This is a genomic window from Streptomyces bathyalis (assembly GCF_015910445.1).
In the GTDB taxonomy this organism is placed as follows: domain Bacteria; phylum Actinomycetota; class Actinomycetes; order Streptomycetales; family Streptomycetaceae; genus Streptomyces; species Streptomyces bathyalis.
Genome location: NZ_CP048882.1, coordinates 6,437,904 through 6,462,565, shown reverse-complemented (window position 1 = coordinate 6,462,565; position 24,662 = coordinate 6,437,904). Strand labels below are relative to the sequence as shown.

The 24,662-nt window shown below is 71.8% G+C and carries 24 protein-coding genes and 1 pseudogene; 14 read left to right on the top strand and 11 right to left on the bottom strand.

Annotation, left to right across the window (positions count from 1 at the left end; genetic code table 11):
- Positions 1-227: 227 nt before the first annotated feature.
- Positions 228-734: a hypothetical protein gene (locus tag G4Z16_RS27995; RefSeq protein ID WP_246531106.1), complete on the top strand. Its 507-nt coding sequence runs from the start codon at positions 228-230 to the stop codon at positions 732-734.
- Positions 735-852: 118 nt separating this feature from the next.
- Positions 853-1,314, top strand: a complete 462-nt coding sequence (locus G4Z16_RS27990) for a MaoC family dehydratase (RefSeq protein WP_197353381.1) — start codon at positions 853-855, stop codon at positions 1,312-1,314.
- A 1-nt stretch (position 1,315) separates the two neighbouring features.
- On the opposite strand, the gene G4Z16_RS27985 is transcribed toward G4Z16_RS27990, so the two are convergent.
- Complete coding sequence (locus G4Z16_RS27985; RefSeq protein WP_197353380.1) at positions 1,316-1,987, bottom strand: TetR/AcrR family transcriptional regulator; 672 nt, start codon at positions 1,985-1,987, stop codon at positions 1,316-1,318.
- Between the two features lie 233 nt (positions 1,988-2,220).
- On the opposite strand from G4Z16_RS27985, the gene G4Z16_RS27980 reads away from it, so the two are divergent.
- On the top strand, positions 2,221-2,844 hold the full coding sequence (locus G4Z16_RS27980) for a TetR/AcrR family transcriptional regulator (RefSeq protein WP_197353379.1): 624 nt from the start codon (positions 2,221-2,223) through the stop codon (positions 2,842-2,844).
- A 128-nt stretch (positions 2,845-2,972) separates the two neighbouring features.
- Here the strand turns inward: G4Z16_RS27980 and G4Z16_RS27975 are convergent, their stop codons facing one another.
- Entirely contained in the window at positions 2,973-3,734 is a 762-nt protein-coding gene (locus tag G4Z16_RS27975; protein ID WP_197353378.1) for a TSUP family transporter, read from the bottom strand.
- Positions 3,735-3,817: 83 nt separating this feature from the next.
- Here G4Z16_RS27975 and G4Z16_RS27970 point away from each other — a divergent pair, with 83 nt between their 5' ends.
- Positions 3,818-4,753 carry a LysR family transcriptional regulator gene (locus G4Z16_RS27970; RefSeq protein WP_197353377.1) on the top strand — a complete coding sequence of 312 codons (936 nt, stop codon included), beginning with the start codon at positions 3,818-3,820 and terminating at the stop codon, positions 4,751-4,753.
- Here the strand turns inward: G4Z16_RS27970 and G4Z16_RS27965 are convergent.
- The 4 genes from G4Z16_RS27965 to G4Z16_RS27950 form a co-directional block, all read right to left on the bottom strand.
- The gene (locus tag G4Z16_RS27965) at positions 4,735-5,838 is read right to left on the bottom strand and encodes a zinc-binding dehydrogenase (RefSeq protein WP_197353376.1); all 1,104 of its coding nucleotides are present in this window, start codon (positions 5,836-5,838) and stop codon (positions 4,735-4,737) included. The genes G4Z16_RS27970 and G4Z16_RS27965 overlap by 19 nt on opposite strands.
- A 123-nt stretch (positions 5,839-5,961) precedes the next feature.
- Positions 5,962-7,380, bottom strand: coding sequence for an aldehyde dehydrogenase family protein (locus G4Z16_RS27960; protein WP_197353375.1), 1,419 nt, complete (start codon positions 7,378-7,380; stop codon positions 5,962-5,964).
- A 103-nt stretch (positions 7,381-7,483) separates the two neighbouring features.
- Complete coding sequence (locus G4Z16_RS27955; protein WP_246531105.1) at positions 7,484-8,881, bottom strand: MFS transporter; 1,398 nt, start codon at positions 8,879-8,881, stop codon at positions 7,484-7,486.
- A 29-nt stretch (positions 8,882-8,910) separates the two neighbouring features.
- Positions 8,911-11,265: a molybdopterin oxidoreductase family protein gene (locus tag G4Z16_RS27950; RefSeq protein WP_197353374.1), complete on the bottom strand. Its 2,355-nt coding sequence runs from the start codon at positions 11,263-11,265 to the stop codon at positions 8,911-8,913.
- Between the two features lie 256 nt (positions 11,266-11,521).
- Here G4Z16_RS27950 and hmgA point away from each other — a divergent pair, with 256 nt between their 5' ends.
- The 3 genes from hmgA (at position 11,522) to G4Z16_RS27935 (ending at position 14,992) form a co-directional block, all read left to right on the top strand.
- A complete protein-coding gene (gene hmgA, locus G4Z16_RS27945) occupies positions 11,522-12,880 on the top strand; it encodes a homogentisate 1,2-dioxygenase (protein ID WP_197353373.1) in 1,359 nt (452 codons plus the stop codon).
- Positions 12,881-12,891: 11 nt separating this feature from the next.
- On the top strand, positions 12,892-13,644 hold the full coding sequence (locus G4Z16_RS27940; RefSeq protein WP_197353372.1) for a GntR family transcriptional regulator: 753 nt from the start codon (positions 12,892-12,894) through the stop codon (positions 13,642-13,644).
- Positions 13,645-13,795: 151 nt separating this feature from the next.
- A complete protein-coding gene (locus G4Z16_RS27935) occupies positions 13,796-14,992 on the top strand; it encodes a type ISP restriction/modification enzyme (RefSeq protein ID WP_197354971.1) in 1,197 nt (398 codons plus the stop codon).
- A 164-nt stretch (positions 14,993-15,156) separates the two neighbouring features.
- On the opposite strand, the gene G4Z16_RS27930 is transcribed toward G4Z16_RS27935, so the two are convergent.
- Positions 15,157-15,423, bottom strand: coding sequence for a hypothetical protein (locus tag G4Z16_RS27930; RefSeq protein WP_037976521.1), 267 nt, complete (start codon positions 15,421-15,423; stop codon positions 15,157-15,159).
- A gap of 208 nt (positions 15,424-15,631) precedes the next feature.
- Between G4Z16_RS27930 and G4Z16_RS27925 the strand changes: the two genes are divergently transcribed.
- Both G4Z16_RS27925 and ybiA read left to right on the top strand, forming a co-directional pair.
- Positions 15,632-16,783 (top strand): DUF5925 domain-containing protein, encoded by a 1,152-nt coding sequence (locus G4Z16_RS27925; protein WP_197353371.1) that lies wholly within the window; start codon positions 15,632-15,634, stop codon positions 16,781-16,783.
- A gap of 102 nt (positions 16,784-16,885) precedes the next feature.
- On the top strand, positions 16,886-17,452 hold the full coding sequence (ybiA, locus tag G4Z16_RS27920; RefSeq protein ID WP_197353370.1) for a riboflavin biosynthesis intermediates N-glycosidase: 567 nt from the start codon (positions 16,886-16,888) through the stop codon (positions 17,450-17,452).
- Positions 17,453-17,585: 133 nt separating this feature from the next.
- On the opposite strand, the gene G4Z16_RS27915 is transcribed toward ybiA, so the two are convergent.
- Positions 17,586-18,002, bottom strand: coding sequence for a GntR family transcriptional regulator (locus G4Z16_RS27915; protein WP_197353369.1), 417 nt, complete (start codon positions 18,000-18,002; stop codon positions 17,586-17,588).
- A gap of 4 nt (positions 18,003-18,006) precedes the next feature.
- On the opposite strand from G4Z16_RS27915, the pseudogene G4Z16_RS33365 reads away from it, so the two are divergent.
- Together G4Z16_RS33365 and G4Z16_RS32785 are read left to right on the top strand one after the other, a co-directional pair.
- Positions 18,007-18,465: pseudogene (locus G4Z16_RS33365) on the top strand (GNAT family N-acetyltransferase); the annotation flags it as partial.
- 151 nt (positions 18,466-18,616) lie between these two features.
- Positions 18,617-18,895, top strand: coding sequence for a hypothetical protein (locus G4Z16_RS32785; RefSeq protein ID WP_246531104.1), 279 nt, complete (start codon positions 18,617-18,619; stop codon positions 18,893-18,895).
- Positions 18,896-19,011: 116 nt separating this feature from the next.
- Here G4Z16_RS32785 and G4Z16_RS27905 read toward each other — a convergent pair whose 3' ends face one another.
- Positions 19,012-20,208, bottom strand: coding sequence for a MarP family serine protease (locus tag G4Z16_RS27905; protein WP_197353367.1), 1,197 nt, complete (start codon positions 20,206-20,208; stop codon positions 19,012-19,014).
- Positions 20,209-20,428: 220 nt separating this feature from the next.
- Positions 20,429-20,917, bottom strand: coding sequence for a MarR family winged helix-turn-helix transcriptional regulator (locus tag G4Z16_RS27900; protein WP_197353366.1), 489 nt, complete (start codon positions 20,915-20,917; stop codon positions 20,429-20,431).
- A gap of 130 nt (positions 20,918-21,047) precedes the next feature.
- Here G4Z16_RS27900 and G4Z16_RS27895 point away from each other — a divergent pair, with 130 nt between their 5' ends.
- Positions 21,048-21,872 carry a dioxygenase family protein gene (locus G4Z16_RS27895; protein WP_197353365.1) on the top strand — a complete coding sequence of 275 codons (825 nt, stop codon included), beginning with the start codon at positions 21,048-21,050 and terminating at the stop codon, positions 21,870-21,872.
- A 94-nt stretch (positions 21,873-21,966) separates the two neighbouring features.
- Here G4Z16_RS27895 and G4Z16_RS27890 read toward each other — a convergent pair whose 3' ends face one another.
- The gene (locus G4Z16_RS27890) at positions 21,967-22,572 is read right to left on the bottom strand and encodes an AMIN-like domain-containing (lipo)protein (protein WP_197353364.1); all 606 of its coding nucleotides are present in this window, start codon (positions 22,570-22,572) and stop codon (positions 21,967-21,969) included.
- A gap of 329 nt (positions 22,573-22,901) precedes the next feature.
- Here G4Z16_RS27890 and G4Z16_RS27885 point away from each other — a divergent pair, with 329 nt between their 5' ends.
- Both G4Z16_RS27885 and G4Z16_RS27880 read left to right on the top strand, forming a co-directional pair.
- Positions 22,902-23,900, top strand: coding sequence for a lytic polysaccharide monooxygenase auxiliary activity family 9 protein (locus tag G4Z16_RS27885; protein ID WP_197353363.1), 999 nt, complete (start codon positions 22,902-22,904; stop codon positions 23,898-23,900).
- An 83-nt stretch (positions 23,901-23,983) separates the two neighbouring features.
- Positions 23,984-24,619 (top strand): pyridoxamine 5'-phosphate oxidase family protein, encoded by a 636-nt coding sequence (locus tag G4Z16_RS27880; protein ID WP_197354970.1) that lies wholly within the window; start codon positions 23,984-23,986, stop codon positions 24,617-24,619.
- Positions 24,620-24,662 lie beyond the last annotated feature (43 nt).

Sequence of the window (24,662 nt, the reverse complement as noted above, 5' to 3'; positions counted from 1 at the left end):
CTTCACTACTGATGAGTGTTCTGTGAGAAGTCATGAGAACGAGGTGAGAATTCCCTTCAGGGGAGAGTGTTCAGGCGTTGCGGGGGTAGCCCACGAGCCCGGGAAGGCCGGAGTACGGAAGGCCCGGACAACCAGAGGAAAATGACTTCGCAACGGGGGGATCCGATTGCGCGGCACTTACGTCATAACGCCGACGAGTCGGGTCCAGTCCGTCGGAGGTGGGATGATTGGCCGGTTTCAGAGCCCTCGCAGAGCAGGTCCGCGACCCTGAAAGAGCACCCTCACAGCGTCGCCAGGCGCTGCGTAAGTGCCTTGAGCGATTCGCCCCGTACGGGCATCGCGCGACATGGCAACACCTGTGCGCCCGCGCCGGTTTCGGCCCGGACGACCGTGACCCCGACCCGGAGCTGCTCGTCGCCGCCCTGGAGGAACTCGAAGAGGCGCGGACGGTGTGGCTGGAGTACGAGTCGCAGGTCGCCGTCCGGCGCAGAGCCGAGAAGCGCCACGGAATCAGACAGCCGGCGCAGCACGACGAATGGCACCGACTGACGTGGGGCGGCAGGTCGCTGCTCCCCTGTGACCCCTCGACTCCGCCCACGCCCCGACTCGCGGACGTGCTGCGCCGGATGATCACCGCCATGGACAAGGACGTCGGCAAGGACGTCATCCGCCTTGCCGGCCGGGGACGCCGACTGCGCACCGGACTGGGTTCGATGGCCGCTTCCCGGAGCTGACGACACCGCACGCGCCTCCCGCTTCCTGCGGACGTTGACACGCGCGACAGCACCGCAGCATGCTGAGCGAGCGCTTAGCATCCGGCGGCGCGCGACACGCATGCGGGAGGTTGTACGGATGGCGGAGCCCCGGGTCTTCACCTCGACCGACGAACTGGTGGCCGCGGTCGGCCAGGAACTCGGCTTCAGCGACTGGCTGGAGATCGACCAGAAGCGGATCGACCTGTTCGCGGACGCGACGGGCGACCACCAGTGGATCCACGTCGACCCGGCACGCGCGAAGGACGGCCCCTTCGGCACGACCATCGCGCACGGATATCTGACCCTCTCCCTGCTGCCCGACCTCGTACCGCAGATCATGCGCGTGGAGGGGGTCCGGATGGGCGTCAACTACGGCGTGAACAAGGTCCGATTCCCCGCGCCGGTGCCGGTCGGCTCACGGCTGCGCGCACGGGCGGAACTCGTCGACGTCAGCGAGGCCGGCGGCGGCGTGCAGGTCGCGGCCAAGGTGACGGTAGAGCGCGAGGGCGGCGACAAGCCGGTGTGCGTGGCCGAGACCCTCAGCCGCTACTTCTGGTAGATCACCGGGGGCCGGCGCCGGCCCCCGGCCCGGGACCCCGGGCGTCACCTTGCGGGGCGACCATGCGCAGGACGAGGTCGGCGTAGAGCGTGCCGATCTCGTCCGGTGTCCTGCGGCCGGACGGGCTGTACCAGCGGGCCACGTCGATGCAGAGGGACATCACCGCGAGCGTCGTGCCGCGGATGTCGGCGATCTCGAACTCGCCCGAGGCGTCTCCGCTCTCCAGCACGCCGCGCAGGATCTCCTCGCTGCGGCGGCGCAGTTCGACGATCTCCTCGTAGTGCCCCTCGCCGAGCGCCGCCAGTTCGTACTGCACTACGCGTGCCGTCGTGTGGTGCTCGGCGTGCCAGCGGACGAAGTGGCGCACGGCACGGGCCAGCCGGCCGGAGTCGCTGCCGCCGCCTTCGGCGGCCTCGGCCAGCACGCTCACGGAACGCTCGTGTCCGACCTTGCTGATCTGGAAGAGGAGTTCTTCCTTGGTCTTGTAGTGGATGTAGAGCGCGGCAGGGCTCATCCCCGCGCGGCCGGCGATGTCGCGGGTGGTCGTGGCGTGGAAACCGCGCTCCGCGAACGCGTCCACCGCACCCAGCAGCAGCCGCCGCGCGGCATCCGGGGTCACGCCCTCGAAGGATTCGTCGGCAGCCGCGACCCGGGGTTCCGCCTCCGATGCCATTGCCTGTGCCCTTCCCGTCGACCGGTCGAACACCATACATCGGCGACTGAGCAGATGCTTAGCCGCGGGCGTTGCGGCCGGTGGCGGGGCCGTACGGCGGCGGAAGCGCGGGCGAGGCGCCCGCGCCGTCCGCCCGGCAGGGCTCCGCGCGCAGAACGCCCCGCCCCGGCGTGACGGTGGCGGGGAAGTGACCGGCGCCGGTTCCCCGTTCCGGCCGCTCTACCATTCACCGCATGGCCAGACCGCCCAAGCCGCTGCTGAACCGCGAGAGGATCGTCGCGTGCGCGCTGGCGCTCGTGGACGCGGAAGGGCTCCAGGCCGTCTCCACGCGCCGTCTCGCTGCCGAACTCGGCGTGAGCGGACCGTCGTTGTACAACCACTTCCGCAACAAGGACGAGATCCTCGACGCCGCCGCCGACACGGTGTGCGCGCAGGTCGAGGTGTCGATGTTCGCCGACGGCACGGACTGGCGGGAGGCGCTGGTGCAGTGGGCACGCTCCTACCGCGCGGCCCTCAACGCGCACCCGAACATCGTGCCGTTCCTGGCGCAGGGCCCGGGCCGGCGCCCGAGCCAGCTGCGGATGGCCGACGCGGTCTTCGGCGCGATGACCGCGGCGGGCTGGACCAACGCGCAGGCCACCCACATCGGCGCCCTCATGCGTTACTTCGTGGCCGGGTCGGCGCTCGGTTCGTTCGCCCGCGGCTTCGTCGGCGACGCGTCCTTGTACGAGGGCGACTACCCGCACCTGGACCAGGCCCACCTGCTCGCCAGGCATCAACAGCAGGTCGACGACGGGGCGTTCGAGACGGGGCTGCGCGCGATCGTCGACGGGCTGGCCGCGGGTTTCCCCGGCTGAGACGTTTCCCCGACTGAGACGTTCCCCGGCCGAGACGTTCCCCGGCCGAGACCGGACGGGGCGGGAGGCGGCCGGCGCGCAGCCCTGTGGGGGCGCGCGTTCCGAATCGTCGGAGCGGGACGCGGCGGTCAGCCGCGCAGGAAGTACAGGACGGTCGTCGTCACCGCGGTGGTCAGAAGTACGCCCCGCAGCAGCGGGGCGGGGAGGCGGCGGGCGAGATGGGCGCCTCCGTAGCCACCGGCCACGGCACCGACCAGCATGGCACCGAGCAGCAGCGGGGCGCTCAGCGCGTCGGAGGCAACGAGGAAGAGCACCGTCGCGCTGGCGAAGATGGCCGCGAGCTGTGCGATGCGCATCGGATTGCCGGCCGCCGAGTCGAGGCCGAGGCCGATGCCCCACAGGGCCAGCATCATCACGCCGACGGCCCCGCCGAAGTAGCCCCCGTACACGGCGATGAAGAACTGCCCGGTCAGAAGGGCCCGGGAACTGAGGGCGACCGAGCGGCCCAGCCGGTCGCTCAGCGCCTGCGACACGCGCCGGCCGAAGGCGAGGACCACGGTGGCGAAGGCGAGCAGCCACGGCGCGGCGGCGTCGAACGACGATGCCGGCAGCACCAGCAGCAGACCTGCACCCACCCCGCCGCCGACCACGCTGACCGCCGTCAGCTCCCTCATGGAGGTCGGTCCGACCGGGCCGATCTCGCGCCGGCACACCCAGGCGCCGGCCAGGGCTCCGGGCACGAGGGCGATCCGCGACAACGCGTTCGCCGTCACCGGCGTCAGGCCCAGGGCGACGAGTGCGGGCAGCGCCACGAAGGTGCCACCGCCGCCGACGGCGTTCAGCGCTCCGGCGGCGATACCGGCGAGCAGGGCGAGCAATATCTCGAACACCCGTCGAGCATGAGGCCGTGACCAGCCATTTCACAATGCGTAATCGCTGTACCCGGCCTAAGGCTGCTCCTTAGGCTGAGGCGGTGCGCTACGACTTGGACGATCTGCGGCTGTTTCTCCACATCGTGACGGAGGGGTCGATCACCGCGGGTGCGCACCGGATGCATCTGAGCCTGCCCTCGGCCGGCGCCAGGGTGCGCTCGCTGGAGCGTCAGACCGGTGTGGCGCTGCTGATACGGGGCCGGCGCGGAGTCCGGCCCACACCGGCCGGGGCGACCCTGGCCCGTCATGCGCGCGATGTGCTCACGCGGACCGCGCGGCTCGAGAGCGCCGTCGCCAGCTACGCCCGGCCCCGGTCCGCTCCCCTGACCCTGCTGGGCGGCGGGTCCGCGATGCACCGGCTCGTACCGCGTGCCCTGGTCTCCTTCCTCCGTGCCCACCCGGACGTCGACGTCAAGGTGTCGGAGAGCCGCACTCCGGAGACCGTGCGGATGCTCGCGGACGGCGAGGCGCATCTCGGGGTCGTCCTCGACGACGAGGCCCGCGACTGCGGCCTGCGCGTGGAGCCGCTCGGCGACGACTCCCTCGTCGTGATCGGCCAGGCCGGAGGGATCCTCGCCGGGCGGAACGCGCTCAGCTACAGCGAGGTCACCGAGCACCCTCTCGTCGGACTCGACGCCGACTCCTCACTGCGCCGCTGGATCGAGAAGCACGCCGGGCCGCACGCTTCGGTGGCGCGCTACCGCACCACGGTCGCCGACCTCAGCGTTGTCGTCGCTCTCGCCGCCGCCGGTGCGGGCCTCGCCGTCGTACCGCGCCGCGCCCTCGACCCGGACCGGCGACTGGACGTGTGCGAGCTGCGGGACTCCTGGGCCCGCCGCCGTCACCTGCTGGCATGGGGCGTCATCGACGACGCCGCGTCGGCAGCCACCACCGCGCTGGCCGGACATCTGCGTGACGCCGCCTCCACCGAGCCTTCCAGGGCGGTCACTCCGGACGGTCAGGACGCGACGGACTGACCGTCGAAGACCACCAGCGCGCGCCCGCCGCGTCCGGCGAGCATCGCCTCGAAGGCCGCTGGAATGCCCTCCAGGCCGATCCGCTCCGTCACCAACGCGCCCAGATCCAGGCGCCCTTGACGTATGTGCTCCGCCAGCGTGGGCAGATCCCGGGCCGGGTCGCAGTTGCCGTAGACGCAGCCGGTGAGGGTGCGGGCGAAGTGGAAGATCTCCAACGCCGAGAACTGCACCTGCTCTTCCTTGCCTCCGATGCCGACCACGCTCGTACGGCCGCCGCGCCGCGTGGAGTTCCAGGCGGTGCGGATGGTCTCCGCCCGCCCGACGCACTCGATGGCCACGTCCGCTCCGTGGCCTCCGGTGAGTTTGCGGATCTCCTTGGCGGTCGTCTCCGAGGCGACGACGAACTCGCTCGCGCCGGCCGCCCGCGCCAACTCCTCCTTCTCCGGGGAGACATCGACCGCGATCACGGCTCCCGCCCCGGCCAGCCGCGCCGACTGGGTCGCGGCGAGCCCGACGCCGCCGACCCCGAAGACGGCCACCGACTCGCCGGAGCGGACCCGGGCGCTGTGGTGCACCGCGCCGTACCCCGTCAGGGCGGCGCAGCCCAGCAGCGCGGCCTCGTCGAGCGGCACCCCCGCGGGCAGCGGCAGCAGCGAGCGGGAGGAGACGACGGTCTCCTCCGCGAAGACGGCGGAGCTGAGCCCGGGGTAGAGCTCCTCCCCCGCCCCGGTGCGTGCGTATGGGACGGTCGTGCCGGCGTTGGCGTTCACGCACAGCCATGGCTCTTCGAGCGTCCCGCAGAAGTGGCATTCGCCGCAGGAGGGCGCCCAGTTGAGGACGACGGGGTCACCGGGCGCGTGCCCTTCCACGCCCTCGCCGACGGAGACGACCGTGCCCGCGCCCTCGTGGCCGAGCACGGCCGGTACGGGCTGTCGCAGCGTGCCGTTGGAGAGCGACAGGTCGGAGTGGCAGACGCCGGCCGCGGCCAGGCGCACCCTGACCTGTCCCGGGCCCGGCTCGGGCAGGTCGATGTCGGTGACTTCGAGCGGCGTTCCGACGGCGGAGAGTACGGCGGCGCGGACCATGTCGGGCTCCTGGCGGGGTCGGTGGGATCGCACGGTTCGTGCGCGGGCTCGGGTGGGGAATCGCGCGGGCCCGTGCCGGGACGCCCGGAGGCGCCACCGGCCGGGACCGGTCCGCGAAAACCCCTAGAACTGCAGGGACTTGGTGTGCAGGTACTCGCCCAGCCCGTGCCGGCCCAGCTCCCTGCCGACACCGGACTGCTTGTAACCCCCGAACGGCGCCAGGGGGTTGAAGCGCCCGCCGTTGATGTCGACCTGTCCGGTCTCCAGCCTGCGGGCGAAGGCGACGGCCTCGTCCTCGTCCTTGGCCCACACGGCGCCTGCGAGCCCGTAGACGCTGTCGTTGGCGATGCGGACGGCGTCCTCGACGTCCTCGTACTTCAGGATCGACAGGACCGGCCCGAAGATCTCCTCCTGGGCGACGGTCATCTCCGGGGTCACGTCGGACAGGATGGTCGGGCGCACGTAGCAGCCGTCCTCGTACCCCTCGGGAGCGCCGGGGCCGCCCGCAGCAAGGGTGGCGCCCTCCTCGACGCCCTTGGCGATGAAGCCGGTGACGCGTGCGTGCTGCTTGGCGTTGACGACGGGCCCGATGCGCGTCGTCTCGTCCTTCGGATCGCCCGGCAGATACTTGCCGACGGCTTCGGCAGCCATCCGCACGGCCTCGTCGTAGTGCTCGGAGTCGACGAGCATGCGCGTCCAGGCGCTGCAGGTCTGGCCGGAGTTGGCCATGACGTTGGCGACACCCTTCTTGACGGCCTTGGCCAGATCCGCGCCCGGCAGGATGACGTTGGCGGACTTGCCGCCCAGCTCCAGAGCGACGCGCTTGACCGAACCGCCCGCGGCGGCGCCGATCTGCCGGCCCACGGCGGTCGAGCCGGTGAAGGACACCAGATCGACGTCCTCGTGCCCGGCGAGCGCCTGTCCCGCGACGGGGCCGAGGCCCGTCACGAGGTTGAACACCCCTGCGGGCAGCCCCACTTCGTGCACGGCCTCCGCGAACAGCTGGGCCACCAGCGGCGTGTCCTCCGCGGGCTTGAGCACGACGGTGCACCCCGCCGCGAAGGCGGGAGCGACCTTGGCGACGATCTGGTGCAGCGGATAGTTCCACGGCGTGATGGCGCCGACGACGCCCACCGGCTCGTGGAAGACACGGGAGTTGCCGATCTCCTCCTCGAAGGGGTACTCGGCCGCCAGCTTCGCGTAGCTGCCGCAGACCGCGACCGGCACGGCGGCGTGCACCGCCTTGGAGAAGGCCAGCGGCGATCCCAGCTCCGCCGTGACGGTCTCGGCTATCTCCTCGCGCCGGGCCTCCAGAGCCTCGTGCAACGCGCCCAGCAGCGCCGCGCGTTCCGCGGGCGGGGTGGCGGCCCAGCCGGGGAACGCGGCGCGGGCCGCGCGTACCGCGGCGGCCACGTCCTCCTCGCCGCCCGCCGGCACCGTTGCGATCACACTGCCGTCCGCGGGGTTGATGACCTCGAGCTTCTCCGAGGATGCTGCGGGGCGCCACGCGCCGTCGATGTACATACCGTCGTGTGCCTGCATGGACCCAAACTAGCGCCGCTAGTTTGGGGTGTCAGCACGGCGGCGGGTGCCATGAGTCACCCGCGCCCGGGACTTCCCCTCGACTCCTGCGGCCCGTACGCGGCTACCGTCGGCTCGAATTCCCCCGGCTTGCCGTGCTCGATGCTCCGGCCGCTCCTGCCGGGCCCCCGCCACTCGCCGCCGTCCCGGCGTCCTCGGTGTTTCCCGCGGGTTCCGAACTCCCGGCGCCTTCCGAACCTCCCGCGCCGTCGGAGCCGTCGGATGTCTCCGCGGTGCTGGGCCGGTTCGGGCGCGAACGCGCAGCCGTGGCCGACGCACCCAGCAGCAGCACACCGAGCAGCACGAACGGTGCCGCCGCTCCTGCCGCGCCCGCGACCAGCCCGGCGCCCGCGGGCGCGGCGACCTGGCCCAGCCTGTTGCCCGTGAGCCGCAGCGCCAGCGCCGTCGACCGTGCGCTGTCGGGCGCCGCCTGCACGACCGTCGTCATGGTCAGCGGCTGGCCGACGCCGAGGCAGAACCCGAGCACCACGAGCGAGAGGGCCAGCGCCCACACCGGCAGGTGCACGGCCAGCAGCACGCACAGCACACCCGCGACGAGGCAGCTGACGACGAGCAGCGGCTGCCGGCCGAGCCGGGCCGTCATCCTCGTCAGCCCGGCGCGCGAGAGCACGGACGCCGCGGCGCGCAGGCTCAGCAGCAGGCCCACCACGCCCGGTGCGATGCCCCGCTCCTCGCCGACGACCGGCAGGTAGGCCGTGAGCACGTCCGTCGTGGAGAGCACCGCGAGGGAGGCGAGGATGCCCGCGGGCACCCCGCGCGAGCGCAGAATGCGCGCCACCGGGACCGGCAGGGACGGCGGACCGCCCGCGGCGCCGCCCCCTCCCGGCCGCCGCGGCACCGCACGGCCCTCGATGCGCCACAGCGTCGCGTACGAGCAGAGCGCCAGCACACCGGAGGCGAACAGGGCGACGGCACTGCTGTGTTCACCCGTCCCGGGCGGTCCGCCGGCCGCACCGCCCACGAGCCAGCCCGAGAGCACGGGCCCGATCAGCTGGCCCGCCGAGCCGCCGATGGTGAAGTGGCCGAAGTTGCGGTCGTGTTCGTCGGGGCCGCTCTGCCGCGCCACCAGCGACTGCGCACCGATCACGAACACCAGGTGCCCGAGTCCCAGCAGCGCGCTCCAGGCGGCGAGCAGTACGAGCGAGGGCGCCGTGGCGGCCAGTGCGCTGCCCGCGGCGACGAGACCGACGCCGGCCGGCAGCAGCGGCCCGCACCGCTGCCGGTCGGTGCGCCTGCCGAGCGGTACGGCGACCGCCAGCGGCAGCAGCGCGAATGCGGCGGTGACGACGCCGACGGCACGGGCACCGGCGCCGAGTTCCAGCGCGTGGTAGGAGATGGCGGGCCTCGCCATGCTCACCGCGCCCTGCGAGAAGACGAAGGAGACGACAAGACGCAGCAGCCATCGGCGCGGCGCCTCGGCCCCGCCTCCGGCTTTTGACAACGACGGCGACGGCGACGGGACTCCCGAGGTCACCCGGCATCCGGAACGGCGGCCGTCGCGGCGGCTGCCGCGGATGCGGCGGGCGCGGCCGGCGCCACCCGCACCGGGAAGCCGTTGAGGACCGCGGTGCCGGAGAGCGGGTCCAGCAAAGTGCCGTCCAGGAGCTGGTTGACGTTGACCCCCGGGTCGTCGGCGGCGACCCGCATGCGCGTACCGGGGCGGTCGTGGCCCCAGCCGTGCGGCAGGCTGACAACGCCCGTGCGCACGGCGTCGGTCACCTCGACCGGTGCAGTCACCTCTCCCCCGTCGCCGGTGACCCGGGCGTCCGCACCGTCCGCGAGACCGAGACGTGCGGCGTCCTCGGGGTGGATCTGGAGGGTGCAGCGGTTCGTGCCGCCGCGAAGGGCCGGCACGTTGTGCATCCAGCTGTTGTTGGACCTCAGATGCCGCCGTCCGACGAGCACGAGGGCCTCGCCGGAGGTGCGCCGCTGCAGCGCTGCCCGCAGCCGCGGCACGTCCGCACGGACCGGCTCGGGGCACAGTTCCACCGTGCCCGAGCGGGTACGCAGCAGCTCAGGGAGCCGCGGACGCAGCGGTCCCAGGTCGATGCCGTGCGGGTGTGCAAGGAGCTTGTCCAGGCTGAGCCCCTCGGGGTCCGCGCCGAAGCCGTCTCCGTACGGGCCGAGCCGCAGCATCATGTCCAGGCGCCGCTCCACGCCGTCCCGCCCGGTCAGCTGCTGCGCGAGACTCTCGGGGTCCTCGCCGTGCACGGGCGAGTGCTGGTCGGCGACGGCCCTGCCGAGGGCGCGGGAGATGACGGCGTCGTCGACCGCGGCGGCGGGAGCGTCGGCCTTTCCGGCGAGGCAGAGCAGCAGCCGCGCCATGATCTCCGCCTCTCCCAGCTCGTCCTTGCCGGGCTGGACGACGGCGCGGGTGTAGCGGACCTGGTTGCGTACGGGCAGCGCGTTGAAGGCGAAGTCGAAGTGCGCGGTGCGGCTGGGCCTGGCGGGAGGCAGCACGACGTCGGCGTGGCGGGTGGTCTCGTTGAGGTAGGGGTCGAGGCTGACCATGAAGTCCAGCTCCGCCAGGGCCTTTTCGAGCCCTTCGCCGTCGGGTGCGGAGAGCACCGGGTTGCCGGCGAGGGTGATCAGAGCCCGTACTCGGCCCTCGCCCGGCGTGGTGATCTCCTCGGCGAGTGCGACGACGGGAAGCTCCGACTTGGCCTCCGGGTGCGAGGCGACCCTGCTGTGCCAGCGGCCCAGCGCGAAGCCCTTGCCGGGTGTGCCTGCCGGGCGCGGAGGCCGTGCGGTGGCGGAGAGCGGGAACATGGAGCCGCCGGGCCGGTCGAGGTTGCCGGTCAGCGCGCTGAGGACGTCCACCAGCCAGTTGGTGAGGGTGCCGAACTCGACCGTGGAGGAGCCGACGCGCCCGTACACGGCGGCGCTCGGGGCGGCCGCCAGCTCGCGCGCGAGAGCCCGGATGTCGTCCGCCGGTACGTCGCAGGCGTCCTCGACGGCTTCGGGTGTGAACTCCCGGGCCAGCTCCCGTACTTCGTCGACCCCGCTCAGGTGCGGACCGAGCTCGCCGGTGTCGGTGAGCCCTTCGTCGAAGAGCACCTGCACCATCGCCATCAGCAGCAGCGCGTCGCTGCCGGGACGGATCGGCACGTGCCGGTCGGCGAGTTTCGCCGTACGCGTGCGGCGCGGATCGACCACGGTGAGGCGTCCCCCGCGCCTGCGCAGCTGCTTCAGCCTGCCGGGGAAGTCCGGGACGGTGGCGAGGGATCCGTTGGACTCGACGGGGTTGGCACCAAGGATCAGCAGGTGATCGGTGCGGTCGACGTCGGGGACGGGTATGGCCTGCGGATCGCCGTAGAGCAGGCCGCAGGAGACATGCTTGGGCATCTGGTCGAGGGTGCTGGCGGTGTAGAGGTTCCGGGTGCGCAGCACCCCGAGGAGCTGCGGCGGGTAGAGGGCGCCCGCCATGGTGTGCACGTTGGGGTTGCCGAGGTAGACGGCGACGGCGTCGGCCTCCCCGCCCGCGAGCACGGGGCCGAGGCCGGCGGCGACGGCCGCGAACGCCTCGTCCCAGCCGGTCTCCCTCAGCTCACCGCTTCCGTCGCGCACGAGCGGACGTGTCAACCGGTCCGGGTCCGAGTCGAGTTCACCGAACGAGGCGCCCTTCGGGCAGACGAAACCATGACTGAAGACGTCGTCGCGGTCACCCCGTGCCCCGGTGATGTGCCCGTTCTCGAGGGTGACGGTCAGGCCGCAGGTGGCCTCGCACAGCGGACAGATGCGGAGCCCGGTCCCGGTCTCCTCGTGGGTGCCGGCTGCGGCGTCGGTGGCTTCGGCGGACGTCTCGGGCGTACCGGTAGCGGTCATCGCGCTCCCTCGGACCGTGCTGTTGTCACTCCGTGCCACGAACTGTAGGCCCTGAGAGCGGGAATTCGCCCGGGAGGTGGGTGAACGTGACAGGGGTTACGGCACCGCGCAGGCGGTGCGGCCGGCGGCGTCCACGGGACTCACCCCGGCTCGTTGCCGGACTCACCGCTGCTCATACCTCATTGACGCGGACCACCGGCATTCCTATGGTCATGTACAGGAATTCAGGGGGATACATGAGCGGCAGGAGCATCCGATGACCCTCGGCACCGGCGCCAACGGCGGTACGGCAGGCCAGGAGCAGGCACGTAAGACGGCGGAAGGGCTCGTCCACCTTTCCGGCTTCGGCAACGAGCACAGCAGCGAAGCAGTGCCCGGAGCTCTGCCCGTGGGCCGCAACGCGCCGCAGCGCGCCCCGCTCGGTCTGTACGCGGAGCAGTTGAGCGGCACGGCCTTCACCGAGCCGCGCGCCCGCAACCGCCGCTCCTGGCTCTACCGCATCCGCCCCTCGGCCGCACATCCGCGCTTCCGGCGCACCGGCAACGGCGGCCTGCGCAGCGCGCCCTTCGACGAGACCGAACCCGACCCGAACCGGCTGCGCTGGAACCCGCTGCCGGATCCGCCGCAGGGGACGGACTTCGTCACCGGCCTGTGGACGCTCGGCGGCAACGGCGACGCGGCGCAGCGCTCCGGCATGGCCGTGCACCTCTACGCCGCCGACACCTCCATGACGGACCGGGTCTTCTGCGACTCGGACGGCGAGCTGCTGATCGTCCCGGAGCGCGGAGGGCTGCTTCTGCACACCGAGTTCGGGCTGCTGCGCGCGGAGCCGGGGCACATCGCGCTGATCCCTCGCGGGGTGCGCTTCCGTGCCGTACTGCTGGACGCGACGGCACGCGGCTACGTCTGCGAGAACTACGGACAGCCTTTCGAGCTGCCCGAGTTGGGGCCGATCGGCGCCAACGGCCTTGCGAATCCGAGGGACTTCCTGGCGCCGGTCGCCGCGTACGAGGAGGACGGCGGGACGGAGCGGCCGGTCGAGGTGGTCAACAAGTTCTGCGGGAACCTGTGGGCCGCCAGATACGACCACTCTCCGCTGGACGTCGTCGCCTGGCACGGCAACCACGTCCCGTACGTCTACGACCTGCGCCGCTTCAACGTGATGGGCACCATCAGCTACGACCACCCGGACCCGTCCATCTTCACGGTCCTCACCTCGCCGTCGGACACACCGGGGCTGGCCGGCGTGGACTTCGTGGTCTTCGCGCCGCGCTGGCTGGTGGGCGAGGACACCTTCCGCCCGCCCTACTTCCACCGGAACGTGATGAGCGAGTACATGGGCCTGATCGAGGGCGCCTACGACGCGAAGGCGGAAGGCTTCGTCCCGGGCGGCGGCTCGCTCCACAACATGATGTCCGCGCACGGACCCGACCGGGAGACGTTCGAGCGGGCGAGCTCCGCCGAGCTGAAGCCGCAGAAGATCGACGACGGGCTGGCCTTCATGTTCGAGACGCGCTGGCCCGTGATCCCCACCTCGCAGGCGCTGGAGGCCGCCCATCTGCAGTCCGGCTACGACGACGTGTGGCAGGGTCTCCAGCGCCATTTCCGCCCGTAGGGAGTGCACCTGTGTCCGTCTTCGCGCCTGACTCGCTGGAGCTCAACCGGAAGCTGCCGCTGTGGTACCAGGTCTCGCAGTCCCTGCGGGCCTCGATACTCGGCCGCACGCCGCAGTCGCCGCTGCGGCTGCCTACGGAGGAGCGCCTGGCCCAGCACTACGGGGTGAGCGTGCTGACCATGCGGCAGGCGCTGAAGGAGCTGGAGACGGAGGGGCTGATCTCGCGGCACCGGCGCCGCGGCACGTTCATCGAGCCCGAAGCCTGCAGGACGAGGCCCGTACGGCTGCTGGGCTCGGTCGACACGATCGTGGCCCAGCAGTCGGGCGACCTGACCACGTTGCTGGACCACGGCGCGGCCCCCGTACCGCCCGAACTGGCCGAGCACTTCCCGGGCGTCGCGGAGACGACGGTTTTCCGGCGGCTGCGCCGCGACCCGGAGAGCGGCGAGGCGACCAACTGGGCGGAGAACCACATCCATCCCCGCGTCGCGCCGCACATCGACCCCGCCGACCTGGAGCGCGGCTGGCCCATGACGAAGGTGCTGAGGGACGCGGTCGGTGTGCGGATCAGCCGGATCACCGACACCGTGGAGGCCCGGCTGGCCGACCCGGCGACGGCGAAGCTGCTCGATGTGCCGCTGCTCAGCCCGATCCTGCACTACACGGGCGTGACGTACGACGAGGACGGGCAGGTCGTGGACGTGGCACTGATCCACTACCGCGGGGACCGGTTCTCCTTCTCGGTGACCGTCCAGGCGCACTGAGCACGGCGGACGACCTGCGGCGGGACGAAGCGGCGGGCGCCACGCACCGCTGACGGCGGCACGCACCCCCTCGTAGCATCGAGCGGTGAGCGACGACGGACCCGGCACCAAGGACGCACCTGTGCTCGACGCGCCCCTGCTCGACGAGGTGATGCCCTGGTCCGTCGCGCCTCCGCGCCTGGGCCGCGGGTGGGTGGCCGGGCCCGACGCCGCGGCGCTGCGGGGCCGTTGGAACGCCCTGGTCCGCTCGGAGGACGAGGCGGAGCGTGCCGCGCTGTTCGGGCCGAGCCGCTCCCGCACGCTGCACAGCGCCGTGGCACCGCTGCCCGGGATGCCGGCGCACGGCGGGCCGCTCGCGCAGGAACGGGGCGGGTGCCCGGAGCCGGTGCGCATCCTGCACGGGCCCTTCGACCAGCAGTGGCTCATTCCTGACCACCGGCTCATCGACGCGGCACGGCCGCAGCTGTGGCGGGTGAGCGACGCACACCAGACGCACCTGGTGGAGACCGCCCACGACCACCGGCATCCCGGCCCCCTCTTCACCTTCACCGCGCTGTTGCCCGACGGGCAGGCGCCCGTGGGGCGTTCGGGACGCATCCGTCCGCTGTACAGACGTCCCGGCGGCCGTGAACCCAACCTTCTCCCCGGGCTGCTGGACCATCTCGCCGTGCGGCTCGGCGTGCCGGTCACGGCCGAAGACGTCCTCGCCTGGACCGCCGCCGCGGCCCGGCCGGGCCCGCAGGGTCGTATGGTGCCGCTGACCGCGGACCCGGGCCTCTGGCGGCGCGGCGTCGATCTGGGACGCCGGGTGGTGTGGCTGCACACACGGGGCGCGCGGTGTGCCGGAGAGCAGTACGAGGGCCGGCCCCGGCTGCCCGGCGGTCATCGCCCGTACGTGCGTGCCCCGTTGCCCGCTGCGGCGCCGACGGCCGAGGAGCTCGTCCATGACGCGGAGGAGCGCGCGCTGCACGTCGGTGAGGGCCGTGTGGCGCCGGTGGCACCGGAGGCCTGGGAGTACGAGGCCGGAGGCGCAGGCGTGCTCGAGGCGTGGTTCGCGCAGCGGTCGGTGGCCCCCGTGGACGCGGGGAGGCTCGATGCCCTGCGTCCCGGAAGCTGGCCGCAGGCGTGGACGTCGGAACTGCTGGAGCTGATCACGGTCCTGACGCTGCTGGCCGAACTGCGCGAGGAACAGCGGGACTTGGCCCGCTCGCTGGAATCCGCAGGGGAGCCGGGACGCGCCGCGCTCGAAGGGGCCGGTCTTCTGCCGGTGCCCCCGGCGTCACGTCTCCCGGCGTCCGTACTCGACGTGCCGGAGGAAGGGCCCAACGGCCAACTGGCGCTGCTGTAGGGAGAGTCCGGGATGTGACAGGCGCGGCGTCCAACGACCGGCGCCGGGATCGCACGACGGGACGACACGGCCCTGGGGCGGTGGCCGGTCGGCCACCGCCCCAGGGTGCAGGGTCGGGGTCTCCCCCGGCCGAAGGGCCCAGGGGAAGGTCTGCGGAAGGAAGCTCAGCCGCGGCCGCCGAAGAGCGTGCGGCGCAGTTTGCGCAGCGGCGCGAACAGCGAGACACGCCCGCTCCGGGTTGCGGACCGGTTACGCGCGGAGTCACGCTTGGTGATCTCACGCATGAGCGAAGTCGCTTCTTCCGTCTCACCCTGCGGCACGGCGGGGCCCGCGAGCACAGCCAGATGCCGGTCGAGGCGCGAACTCGTCGCACCCGTACCGCATTTGATGGCGGGCACTCGCGCCCTGCCGCTCACTGTTATCTGTTCCATGACACTCCCCACCCGTACGAGGGCACGAGGCCCGGGCACCGCAACCCTAACGCCCGACTGCTCCACCCGTGTATCCCGGTCACAGGATTCACCTGCCCCACAGGCGCGTTGACGAACATACGGGACGCCTTGTGATACGCACCTGTTTCCGGCCGGACGGGCGGAAACGTGCGTGCGCCCGGGCCCGGGATGCCGGATCATGGCAGCCATGCCAGCACAGCCCCGCCGGTCGTCCACCACCGACAGGAGTGACACCCTGACTTCTCCGACCAGGCCCGAGCACGCGATCACTCCGTACCTGACCATCGACGACACCGACTCGCCGTCCGACGTCATCGACGCCCTCTTCCTGGGCCGCTTCACCAAGGGGGAGCAGCCCTACTCGCGCAGTCACTCCGTCGACCGCGTCAAGAAGGGCCGCACGCTGCTGCCTCCGGATGCGAAGGTACTGCGCGAGGCGCAGGCCGACGGCCGCAGCACGGTTCTGGCGGAGGGTGAGGGCTGGACGGTTCTGGTCTCGCGCTGGACGCACGGAGCGGACGTCACGGTGACGGCGGTCAGCGGCGAACTCGCCCAGAAGCGGCTCGACGAGGCCGTCAACGGCGCGGAGGACGAGCCGGAACCGCAGTCCGACAAGGTCTCCATGGGCTTCTGGTACCACTCGCCGATGCGCGGCCCGCGCCGCACCACCCGTGCCATCACCGCGGGCACTTGGCAGGAGGTACGTCCCAACTACACGGCGCGCGTGGCCGATGCCATGGACGGGCTGATGAAGGTCACGCCGGACGAGGTCTCGGGCCGTCTGCTGCTGCTCCACGGCCCGCCCGGCACGGGCAAGACCTCGGCGCTGCGCACGCTCGCGCGTTCGTGGCGCGACTGGTGCCAGGTGGACTGCGTCCTCGACCCGGAGCATCTGTTCAACAACATCGGCTATTTGATGGACATCGCCATCGGCGCCGACGACAGCGACTCCGACGAGCAGCGCTGGCGGCTCCTTCTCCTGGAGGACTGCGACGAGTTGATCCGCGGTGAGGCCAAGCACGCCGCGGGCCAGGCCCTCTCACGTCTGCTCAATCTGACGGACGGTCTGCTGGGCCAGGGCCGCAACGTGCTGGTCGGCGTGACCACGAACGAGGACCTGGAGCGGCTGCACCCCGCGGTGGTGAGGCCGGGCAGATGTCTGGCACGCATCGAGGTCGGCGCCCTCAGCCGCAAGGAGGCCGTCAACTGGCTCGGTACGGAAGAGGGAATCGGTCGCGAAGGCGCCACGCTGGCCGAGCTGTTCGCGCTCCGCAAGGGCACCTCGCCGGCCTCGGTTCCCGTGCAGAACGACGGCGAGGGCTCCGGCCTGTACCTGTAGTCGGGGCCGGACCGGGGGCTCCACGGCAGGGTATTCGCCGGGGTCTCCGGCTCACCTGATAAACAGTCGAGCAATGCACCCCGGCGCTGCCAGAATCACGCCATGGTCGACAACGTCGCTGAACTCGCCGAACGCGCCGCACGCGGCGAGCGCTTCAAGTACCTCTACTTTTATGGCCATCGGCCTCGGCGGGACGGCGCCATCGGCAAGGGCTGCCTGAGCCAGTGGTGGCCTGCCCCCTTCGAGGTGGAGGGTGTCGAATACGCCACCGCGGAGCACTGGATGATGGCCCGTAAGGCGCGGCTGTTCGGGGACGAGGAAGCGGAACAGCGCGCGGTGGCCGCCCGCCATCCCCGGCAGGCGAAGGCCGCGGGCCGCTCGGTTCAGGGGTTCGACCCGAGCGTGTGGGAGCGCGAGCGCTTCGGCATCGTGGTCGAGGGCAGCCTGCGGAAGTTCGGGCAGCACGGCGAGCTGCGCGAATACCTGCTCGGCACCAACAGCCGCGTACTGGTGGAGGCGAGCCCACTGGACCGCGTCTGGGGCGTCGGCCTCGCCGCGGACGACGCGCGGGTGCGTGACCCTTCGCAGTGGCGCGGAGAGAACCTGCTGGGGTTCGCGCTGATGGAGGCCCGCACGAGGCTGCTCACACGCACCGGCACGCTGACGTAGCCACTCCCGGCCCAGCCGGGGAGCAGTCCCACCGGACCCGACTCCCTTGCCGCAGGGGCCTGTTGGGGCTCCGGCGGGCACCTACCCGTGCTCCCTCCGCCCGCCCCCCTGCGCGACTCCCGGCAGCCGGCTCTCAGCCGTACACGGCGCGCAGCGCGTCCTCGACCGCCGCACGCGCCACGTCGCGGTCCAGGCCCAGCCTCCGCGCCCGGTGCGCGTACGACAGCGCCGCCTCGGACACCTCCTTCGCCGCGGCATCGCCCGCCGCCGCCACGAACGTGCCGTGCCGCCCCCTGGTCTCGATGACTCCGTCCGACTCCAGCGCCCGGTAGGCCTTGGCGACGGTGTTCGCGGCAAGGCCCAGCTCCTCTGCCAGCCCGCGCACGGTCGGCAGCTTGTATCCGGTGGGCAGATCCCCGCCGCGCACCTGCCCGGCGATCTGGGCGCGCAGCTGCTCGTACGGGGCGTCCGGCGCGGCAGGGTCGATGGTGATCTGCAACGGCACGTGATCTCCGGTGTGTTCGCGGTTTCTTCCGTCAGGGTGGCGCATTCGGATGCGCTGCCGATTCTCTCTCAGCGACGGAGAAATCAGGAGCGGCGCCACTGGCGGGCGCGTAGCGTGCCGGGTCATGACACCGAAGGTCACCGTCGAATCCTTCCGCCCGCACGACGCGGGGACGGTGGCCGAGGTGAGGCGTGCCGCCGTCCCGTATCTCGTGTGCACGGGCCGAGTCGGTGGCCTGCAAGGCCGAGTCCGCCCCCGCGGCAGGACGCACGCGCTGGCTGGTCGCCAGAGACCCGGCGGAAGGGTGGTGGGCTGCGCCGACGCGGGGCTGCTCATCGGCAGCGTCGAGCCCGGGCAGGGCTATCTGCACACGGCCGTGCACCCGGACAGCCGCGGACTGGGCGCGGGCGCGGCGCTGGTGGCCGAGGCGGAACGCCATCTGTCCGGCATGGGGGCCGAGCGCGTCTGGACGTGGGTCTCCGACGACGGCCGCTCCAACGGCTTCGCGGAGCGCCGCGGTTGCACGCGCGGGCGGCGCGCCTGCTTCCTCGGTCTCGACCCCGCACGAGCCGGGCTTCCCGACCCGCCGGAGCGGCTGCCCGCCGACGTCGAACTCCGCACGGTTCTCGGGGGACCTGCGTCCGCTGTACGAGGCGGACTTGGTCGGGGCCTCCCCGGGCCGGAGGCCCAGGGGAAGCACCGCGGACGAACCCGGCGATGTGCGCCACGGTTTCGTGCCGTACGAGGACTGGCTGCGGCTGAACCGGGACCGGCCGTACATCGACCACCACCTCAGCTCCGTCGTACTCGTCGGCGGCGAAGTCGCCTCGTACTCCGTGGCGCAGACGGACGGGCGTGAGCGCTACTGGTCGGGGATGACCGGCACCCGGCGCGCGTTCCGCGGGCGCAGCCTGGCGCGGCTGGCCAAGCTCGAATGAGCAGGCGGCCGCCGAATGGCGCTGCTCCAAGCGGCTGTGAGCGGGCAGGACTCGGAGGCAGCGGGGTGGGCCCTCTGCTGCGCGCCGCGTCGCATTCCTGCGTCGCGGCGCGCGGCTCAGAGCGCCGACCGGTTGCCGGTGTCGACGGCCCGGTCGTTGGCGGCGCCTCTGCGGGCGTGCTGCTGCACCTGTTCCGCGGTCAGCGCGTAGCCGGTACCGGCGTCGGTCGTGGAGCGGGCGAAGATCACCCCGAGGACCCTTCCGTCCTTGGACAGCAACGGGCCGCCGGAGTTGCCGGGCCGGACGGTGGAGCGTATGGCGTAGATGTCGCGGGTGCTGAGGTCGTCCCCGTAGATGTCCTGCCCCCGCGCCTTGACCCGCTGGGAGACGGCGGCCGCACGCAGGTCGAGGCTGCCGTTCTCCGGGTATCCGGCGACCACTCCGGGCGTTCCGCGTCCGGCGTTGCCCGCGAAGTCCAGGGCGGGTGCCCTCAGTCCGGGCACGGCGAGGACGGCGACGTCCGTCTTCGGGCTGAACCAGACGACCCTCGCCTGGTAGCGCGGGCCGACGCCGCCGACCCGCACCGTCGGCTCGTCGACTCCGGCGACGACGTGCGCGTTGGTCATCACGCGCTGGTTCGTGTAGACGAAGCCGCTGCCTTCCTGCCCGCGGGGGCTCCCCTCGATGTCGGCCACGCCCTCGACCTTCACCGTGCTGCGCTTGGCGGCCTGGGTGGCGGCGGGGGTGACGGAGTCGCCGGAGGGCTTCGCGACGGAGGTGCCGGGTTCGTGCTCGAAGGGGTTGAAGACCGGCGGGAAGCCCGCTGTCGTGAGCGCTCCCGTCGCGTCGTTGAACCAGGTGGCGGCCTGGTCGGGCATGCGGTCCTGAACGGTGCCGAGCACGACGGAGCCGCGGATGGTCTGGTTCAGCACGGGTGAGGGCGACACGGAAAGGGCACTCGCCGCGACCCAGCCGACGACGAGTACCGCTATCGCGTTGACGGCCACTCCCCCGGCGCCGTCCGCCCAGCGCACCGGTGTCCAGCTGAGTGCGTCACGCAGCCGCCATCCCAGCGGCGCGGCCACGGCCTGCCCCAGTGCCGCCGGAACGAGGACGGTCAGCAGCGCCACGATGGTGGCCTCGGTGGTGCCGGGATGCACTCTCTCCAGTACGAACGGCAGGGCCCACACACCGACGACGGCACCACCGACGAAGCCGGCGAGCGAGACGAATCCCGCGACGAGGCCGCGTTGATAGCCGGAAACGGAGAAGACCAGCACTGCGAGCAGCAACAGCACATCCAGCAGGTTCACCGCACACCCCTTCTCGCCCCACTCGGGTTACTCTTCGTGCTCACGTTGCGGCCCTGTCCTCCGATTGTGCCTCGCTCGCCCTCCGCATCTGCCCCCGGTCGCAGAACACACGCGAATCCGAGCAGGGTTGGTTCCGCATCACGCACGACTCGCGATCCATTCATTCTTTTCCAACCGTTTTGCACCCGATAGCTTCACGCGGTCTGCGTGCCTGCGGTACTCACTCTCCGCATCTTCCGCCACCCTGCTGCCCCTGACCCTCCAACCGCCGGGCCACCCGCCCGAGCCCCTCGCTCAGCACCGCCAGCTCGGCGTCGTCGAGGACGTCTATCAGCGCCTCACGCACGGCCGTGACATGACCCGGCGCGGCATCGCGGAGGGCCCGCCTGCCCTCATCGGTCAGCACCGCGTAGACACCGCGGACGTCGCTCTCGCACGAGCGCCGGCGCACCAGGCCGCGCCTCTCCAGCCGGCCGATCTGGTAGGTCAGCCCGCTCTTGGAGGTGACCAGGCCCCTGGCCAGTTCCGTCATGCGGATCTCACCGTCCGGGGCATCGCCGAGGCGGACGAGGATCTCGTACTGCGGATGGGACAGACCGCTCTCCTCCCGCAGCTGCTGCTCGAGGTGCTGGCCGACCCGGTGGCTCGCCTGGAGGAAGCTCTGCCAGGCCGCCATCTCGCGCTCGTCCAGCCACTGTGCGTCTGCCATGGGTCGATCCTAGGCGGTTGTTCGAATTCGAATCATCGACTACCGTCGAACCGAGTGATTCGAAATTGAACAACATTCGCCCACGACGGGCCCGCGTGTTCGGGGACGCCCCGGAGAGGCTGAAGCGATCATGACCACCGGCACCACCAGCGGCACCGCGGACGCGGCGGCAGCACCCGCCCGCATGCCCGTGCTCTACCTCAGCCACGGCGCGCCGCCGCTTGCCGACGACGAGCTGTGGACCTCCCAACTGGCGGACTGGAGCGCCCGGCTGCCGCACCCGAAGGCCGTCCTCATGGTCTCGGCGCACTGGGAATCGGCGCCGGTGACGCTCTCGGCGACGCGCACGGTGCCACTGGTGTACGACTTCTGGGGGTTCCCCGAGCGCTACTCCCGGGTGCGCTATCCGGCGCCCGGCGCTCCCGAACTCGCCGAGCGGGTACGGAAACTGCTCTCGGGGCCCGGCGAGGAGGTGCACGACGCACCGGAGCGCGGCCTCGACCACGGGGCGTACGTGCCGCTCGTCGAGATGTATCCGGACGCCGACGTCCCCGTGCTCCAGATGTCCATGCCCACCCTGGAACCGGAGGATCTGCTGCGCCTGGGACGCAGGCTCGCCCCGCTGCGGGACGAGGGATACCTGATCATCGGCAGCGGCTTCTTCACCCACAATCTGAGCGAGCTGCGCTGGGGTGCCGGCGTGGACGAAGCACCGTCCTGGTCGAAGGAGTTCGACGCCTGGGGGCGGGAGGCACTGGAACGCGGCGACGTGGACGCGCTGCTCGACTTCGCGCACAAGTCACCGACGGGGCGCCTCGCACACCCCCGCAGCGAGCACTTCGCCCCGCTGTTCGTCACCCTCGGCGCGGGCGAGACGGAACTGGCGGAACAGCGCACGGTCATCGACGGCTTCTGGGCCGGGCTGGCCAAGCGGTCCGTCCAGATCGGCGGTTGAGGAAGGGCGCAACGGCGCCCGGCACTGCGGCGGCCGCCGCGAAGTCCCGGGTGCCGGGCGGCAGTTCCGCCAGGCACCCGGGAGTCGCAGGGTCTCAGCGGGATGCCGCCCAGGTGTGGGCGACGTCGATGACGAGGCGGTCGCCCAGTTCCAGCACTCGGAACGGCAGCCGTGCCCTGACTCCGAGGCCCAGCTGGGTCGTTCCCTCGTAGCTGGCACCGAAGCGGGCGTCACGGAAGGTCTTGTAGCCCGCGAGGTTCACACCCGGCAGCGGCTTGCCGCCCCTGCCCGGATAGGTGGCCTCGTAGGTCTCCGGGTCGTAACTGGGCGCCGTCGCCACGATCTCCAGAATCGCGCCGCCGCCCACGTTGATGAGCTGGCCGGAGCCGTCCTGGTACAGCTTGTCGACGTAGCGGACCTGGTACGTCGGGGAAGCGGCGGGCGTTCCGGGACGGATGTCCAGGACCATGCGGTCGTAGCAGTCGTGCCGCCCCGTCCGTACGTCGGTGAGCGAGCGGGTGCCCGTGCCGCTGCCGGTCTTCGGCAGGCTCCCCCAGGTGACGCCGCAACTCGTGGCGGCAGCCGAGGCGTTCGACACCGACGCCGTGGCTTCGGCTCCGGCGGCCGTGCCCGCCGAAGCAGTGGCCAGGAGCCCCGCGCTGGTGAGCACGGCGATGATGAGCAGTCTGGTGTGTCGCATTGGGGCCCCCTTGTGGCGCATTGCTCTGGTAGGAGGCTAGACACTCGAAAAGGGGCTGGAGTTGTACAGAGGCATATTTAACGGAATCGAGTGAGGAAAGGGCACGCACGGTGCACATCCATGCGCCCCCGGGCTCGGCGCCTGAGCCCCCTCTTACCGCTGCCTTAACGCCACCATAAAGATGGGCAGTTGGGGCTTCCGGGCATCGAACCAGCAGCTGAGCGGGGCTAGCGTGCTGGTACATACCGCATCGGTCCGGCCCGCCTGGCACCACCGGGGCGCGCGGGGCACGGGCGACACGTATGCCCCCCACAACCAGGAGCCCCAAGATGTCCGCTCGTCGCACGGTCGCACGCATGGCCGCTCTCGGAGCCGTGCCGCTCGCGCTCTCCATGGCAGGCGCGGCGCCCGCCGCAGCCCACGGATCGATGACGGACCCGGTGAGCCGCGTCTCGGCCTGCTTCGCCGAGGGGCCGGAGAACCCGCGGTCCGCCGCGTGCAAGGCGGCCGTGAAGACCGGCGGCACCCAGGCGCTCTACGACTGGAACGAGGTCAACATCCCGGACGCGGCCGGCAGGCACGAGCAGATCATTCCGGACGGCAAGCTGTGCAGCGCGGGACGGGCCAAGTACAAGGGCCTGGACCTGCCGCGCAAGGACTGGCCCTCGTCGAGGATGACCGCCGGTGAGCACTCCTTCTCCTACAAGTCGACGGCTCCTCACAAGGGCAGCTTCGAGCTGTACATCACGAAGCCGGGCTACGACCCGTCGAAGCCGCTGAAGTGGTCGGACCTGGAGTCCGAGCCGTTCGCGAAGGTCAAGGACCCGCGGCTCGCGGGCGGGGCGTACAAGTTCAAGGGCGACGTGCCCAAGAGGTCCGGCCGGCACCTCATCTACAGCGTCTGGCAGCGCTCCGACAGCCCCGAGGCGTTCTACACCTGCTCCGACGTCACCTTCGGGAGCGGTCAGGCCGCCGCGGGCACCGAGTCGCGGACCTCTTCGCAGGGCCGCCCCTCCGCGCCGAGCGACTCGCAGATCGAGGCGGGCGCCGCCAAGTCGACCGTGGAACACGGCGGCCACGGCAACCCGTCGGCCGGCGAGCACGGCACGCACAGCGCGCACGGCAGTGGCGAGAGCCGGGCCGGCCACTCCTCCCACAACGCCCCGAAGACGAAGAGCGCCGAGCAGGGCGGCCGGCTCGCCCAGTCCGGCAGTGACGACACGACGACGGACATCGCGCTCGCGGGCGCCGGAGTCCTCGTCGTCGGTGCCTCGCTCGTGTGCCTCGGTGCACGCCGCCGTGACCTCGGCCGTCGCAGCGGAAGCTGACACATGCTCGTAGGATGCGGTTACGAGCAGGCCAGGGACGGAACCTGCGTGCCCTGCGGAGAAGGTGAGGCGGGGTGGAGCATATGGAACCGCCGTCGGCGACGAGGGAAGTCACTTCGGAGGCCGAGCTGCGAGAACTGCTCGGCGAGCCCGCCCCGCACGCGGCGCGGAAGGTCCGGAGCACGCTGCACGCGCTGGACCGGGAGTGGCTTGCACACTCGCCGCTGTGTCTGATCGCCACCTCGGGCCGCGACGGTTCGTGCGACGTGTCGCCGAAGGGCGATCCGCCCGGCTTCGTCAAGGTGCTCGACGATCGCACGGTCGCGATCCCCGACCGGCCGGGCAACAAGCGGGCCGACGGGTTCCGCAACATCCTGCAGAACCCTCAGGTCGGGCTCATCCACCTGCTGCCCGGGCGCGGCGACACGCTGCGGATCAACGGCAGGGCGCGGATCGTCCGTGAGGCGCCGTTCCTCGAGGAGATGACGGTCCGGCGGAACACCCCCGTGCTCGCACTGGTGGTGCAGGTCGAGGAGATCTTCTACCACTGCTCGAAGGCCTTCCTGCGCTCCTCCGCCTGGAGTCCCGCCACCTGGGCGCCGGAGGCGCTGCCCGGGCGGGCGAGGATATCCAAGGCGCTGGAGCGTCAGGAGGACCCCCTCGAGTTGCTCGAGAAGCACTACGGGCCGGCGTACGCGGAGAAGCTGTACGAGTGGTGACGTCGACGGGGCCCCGCGCAAGAGCGGGGCCCCGTCGACTGTC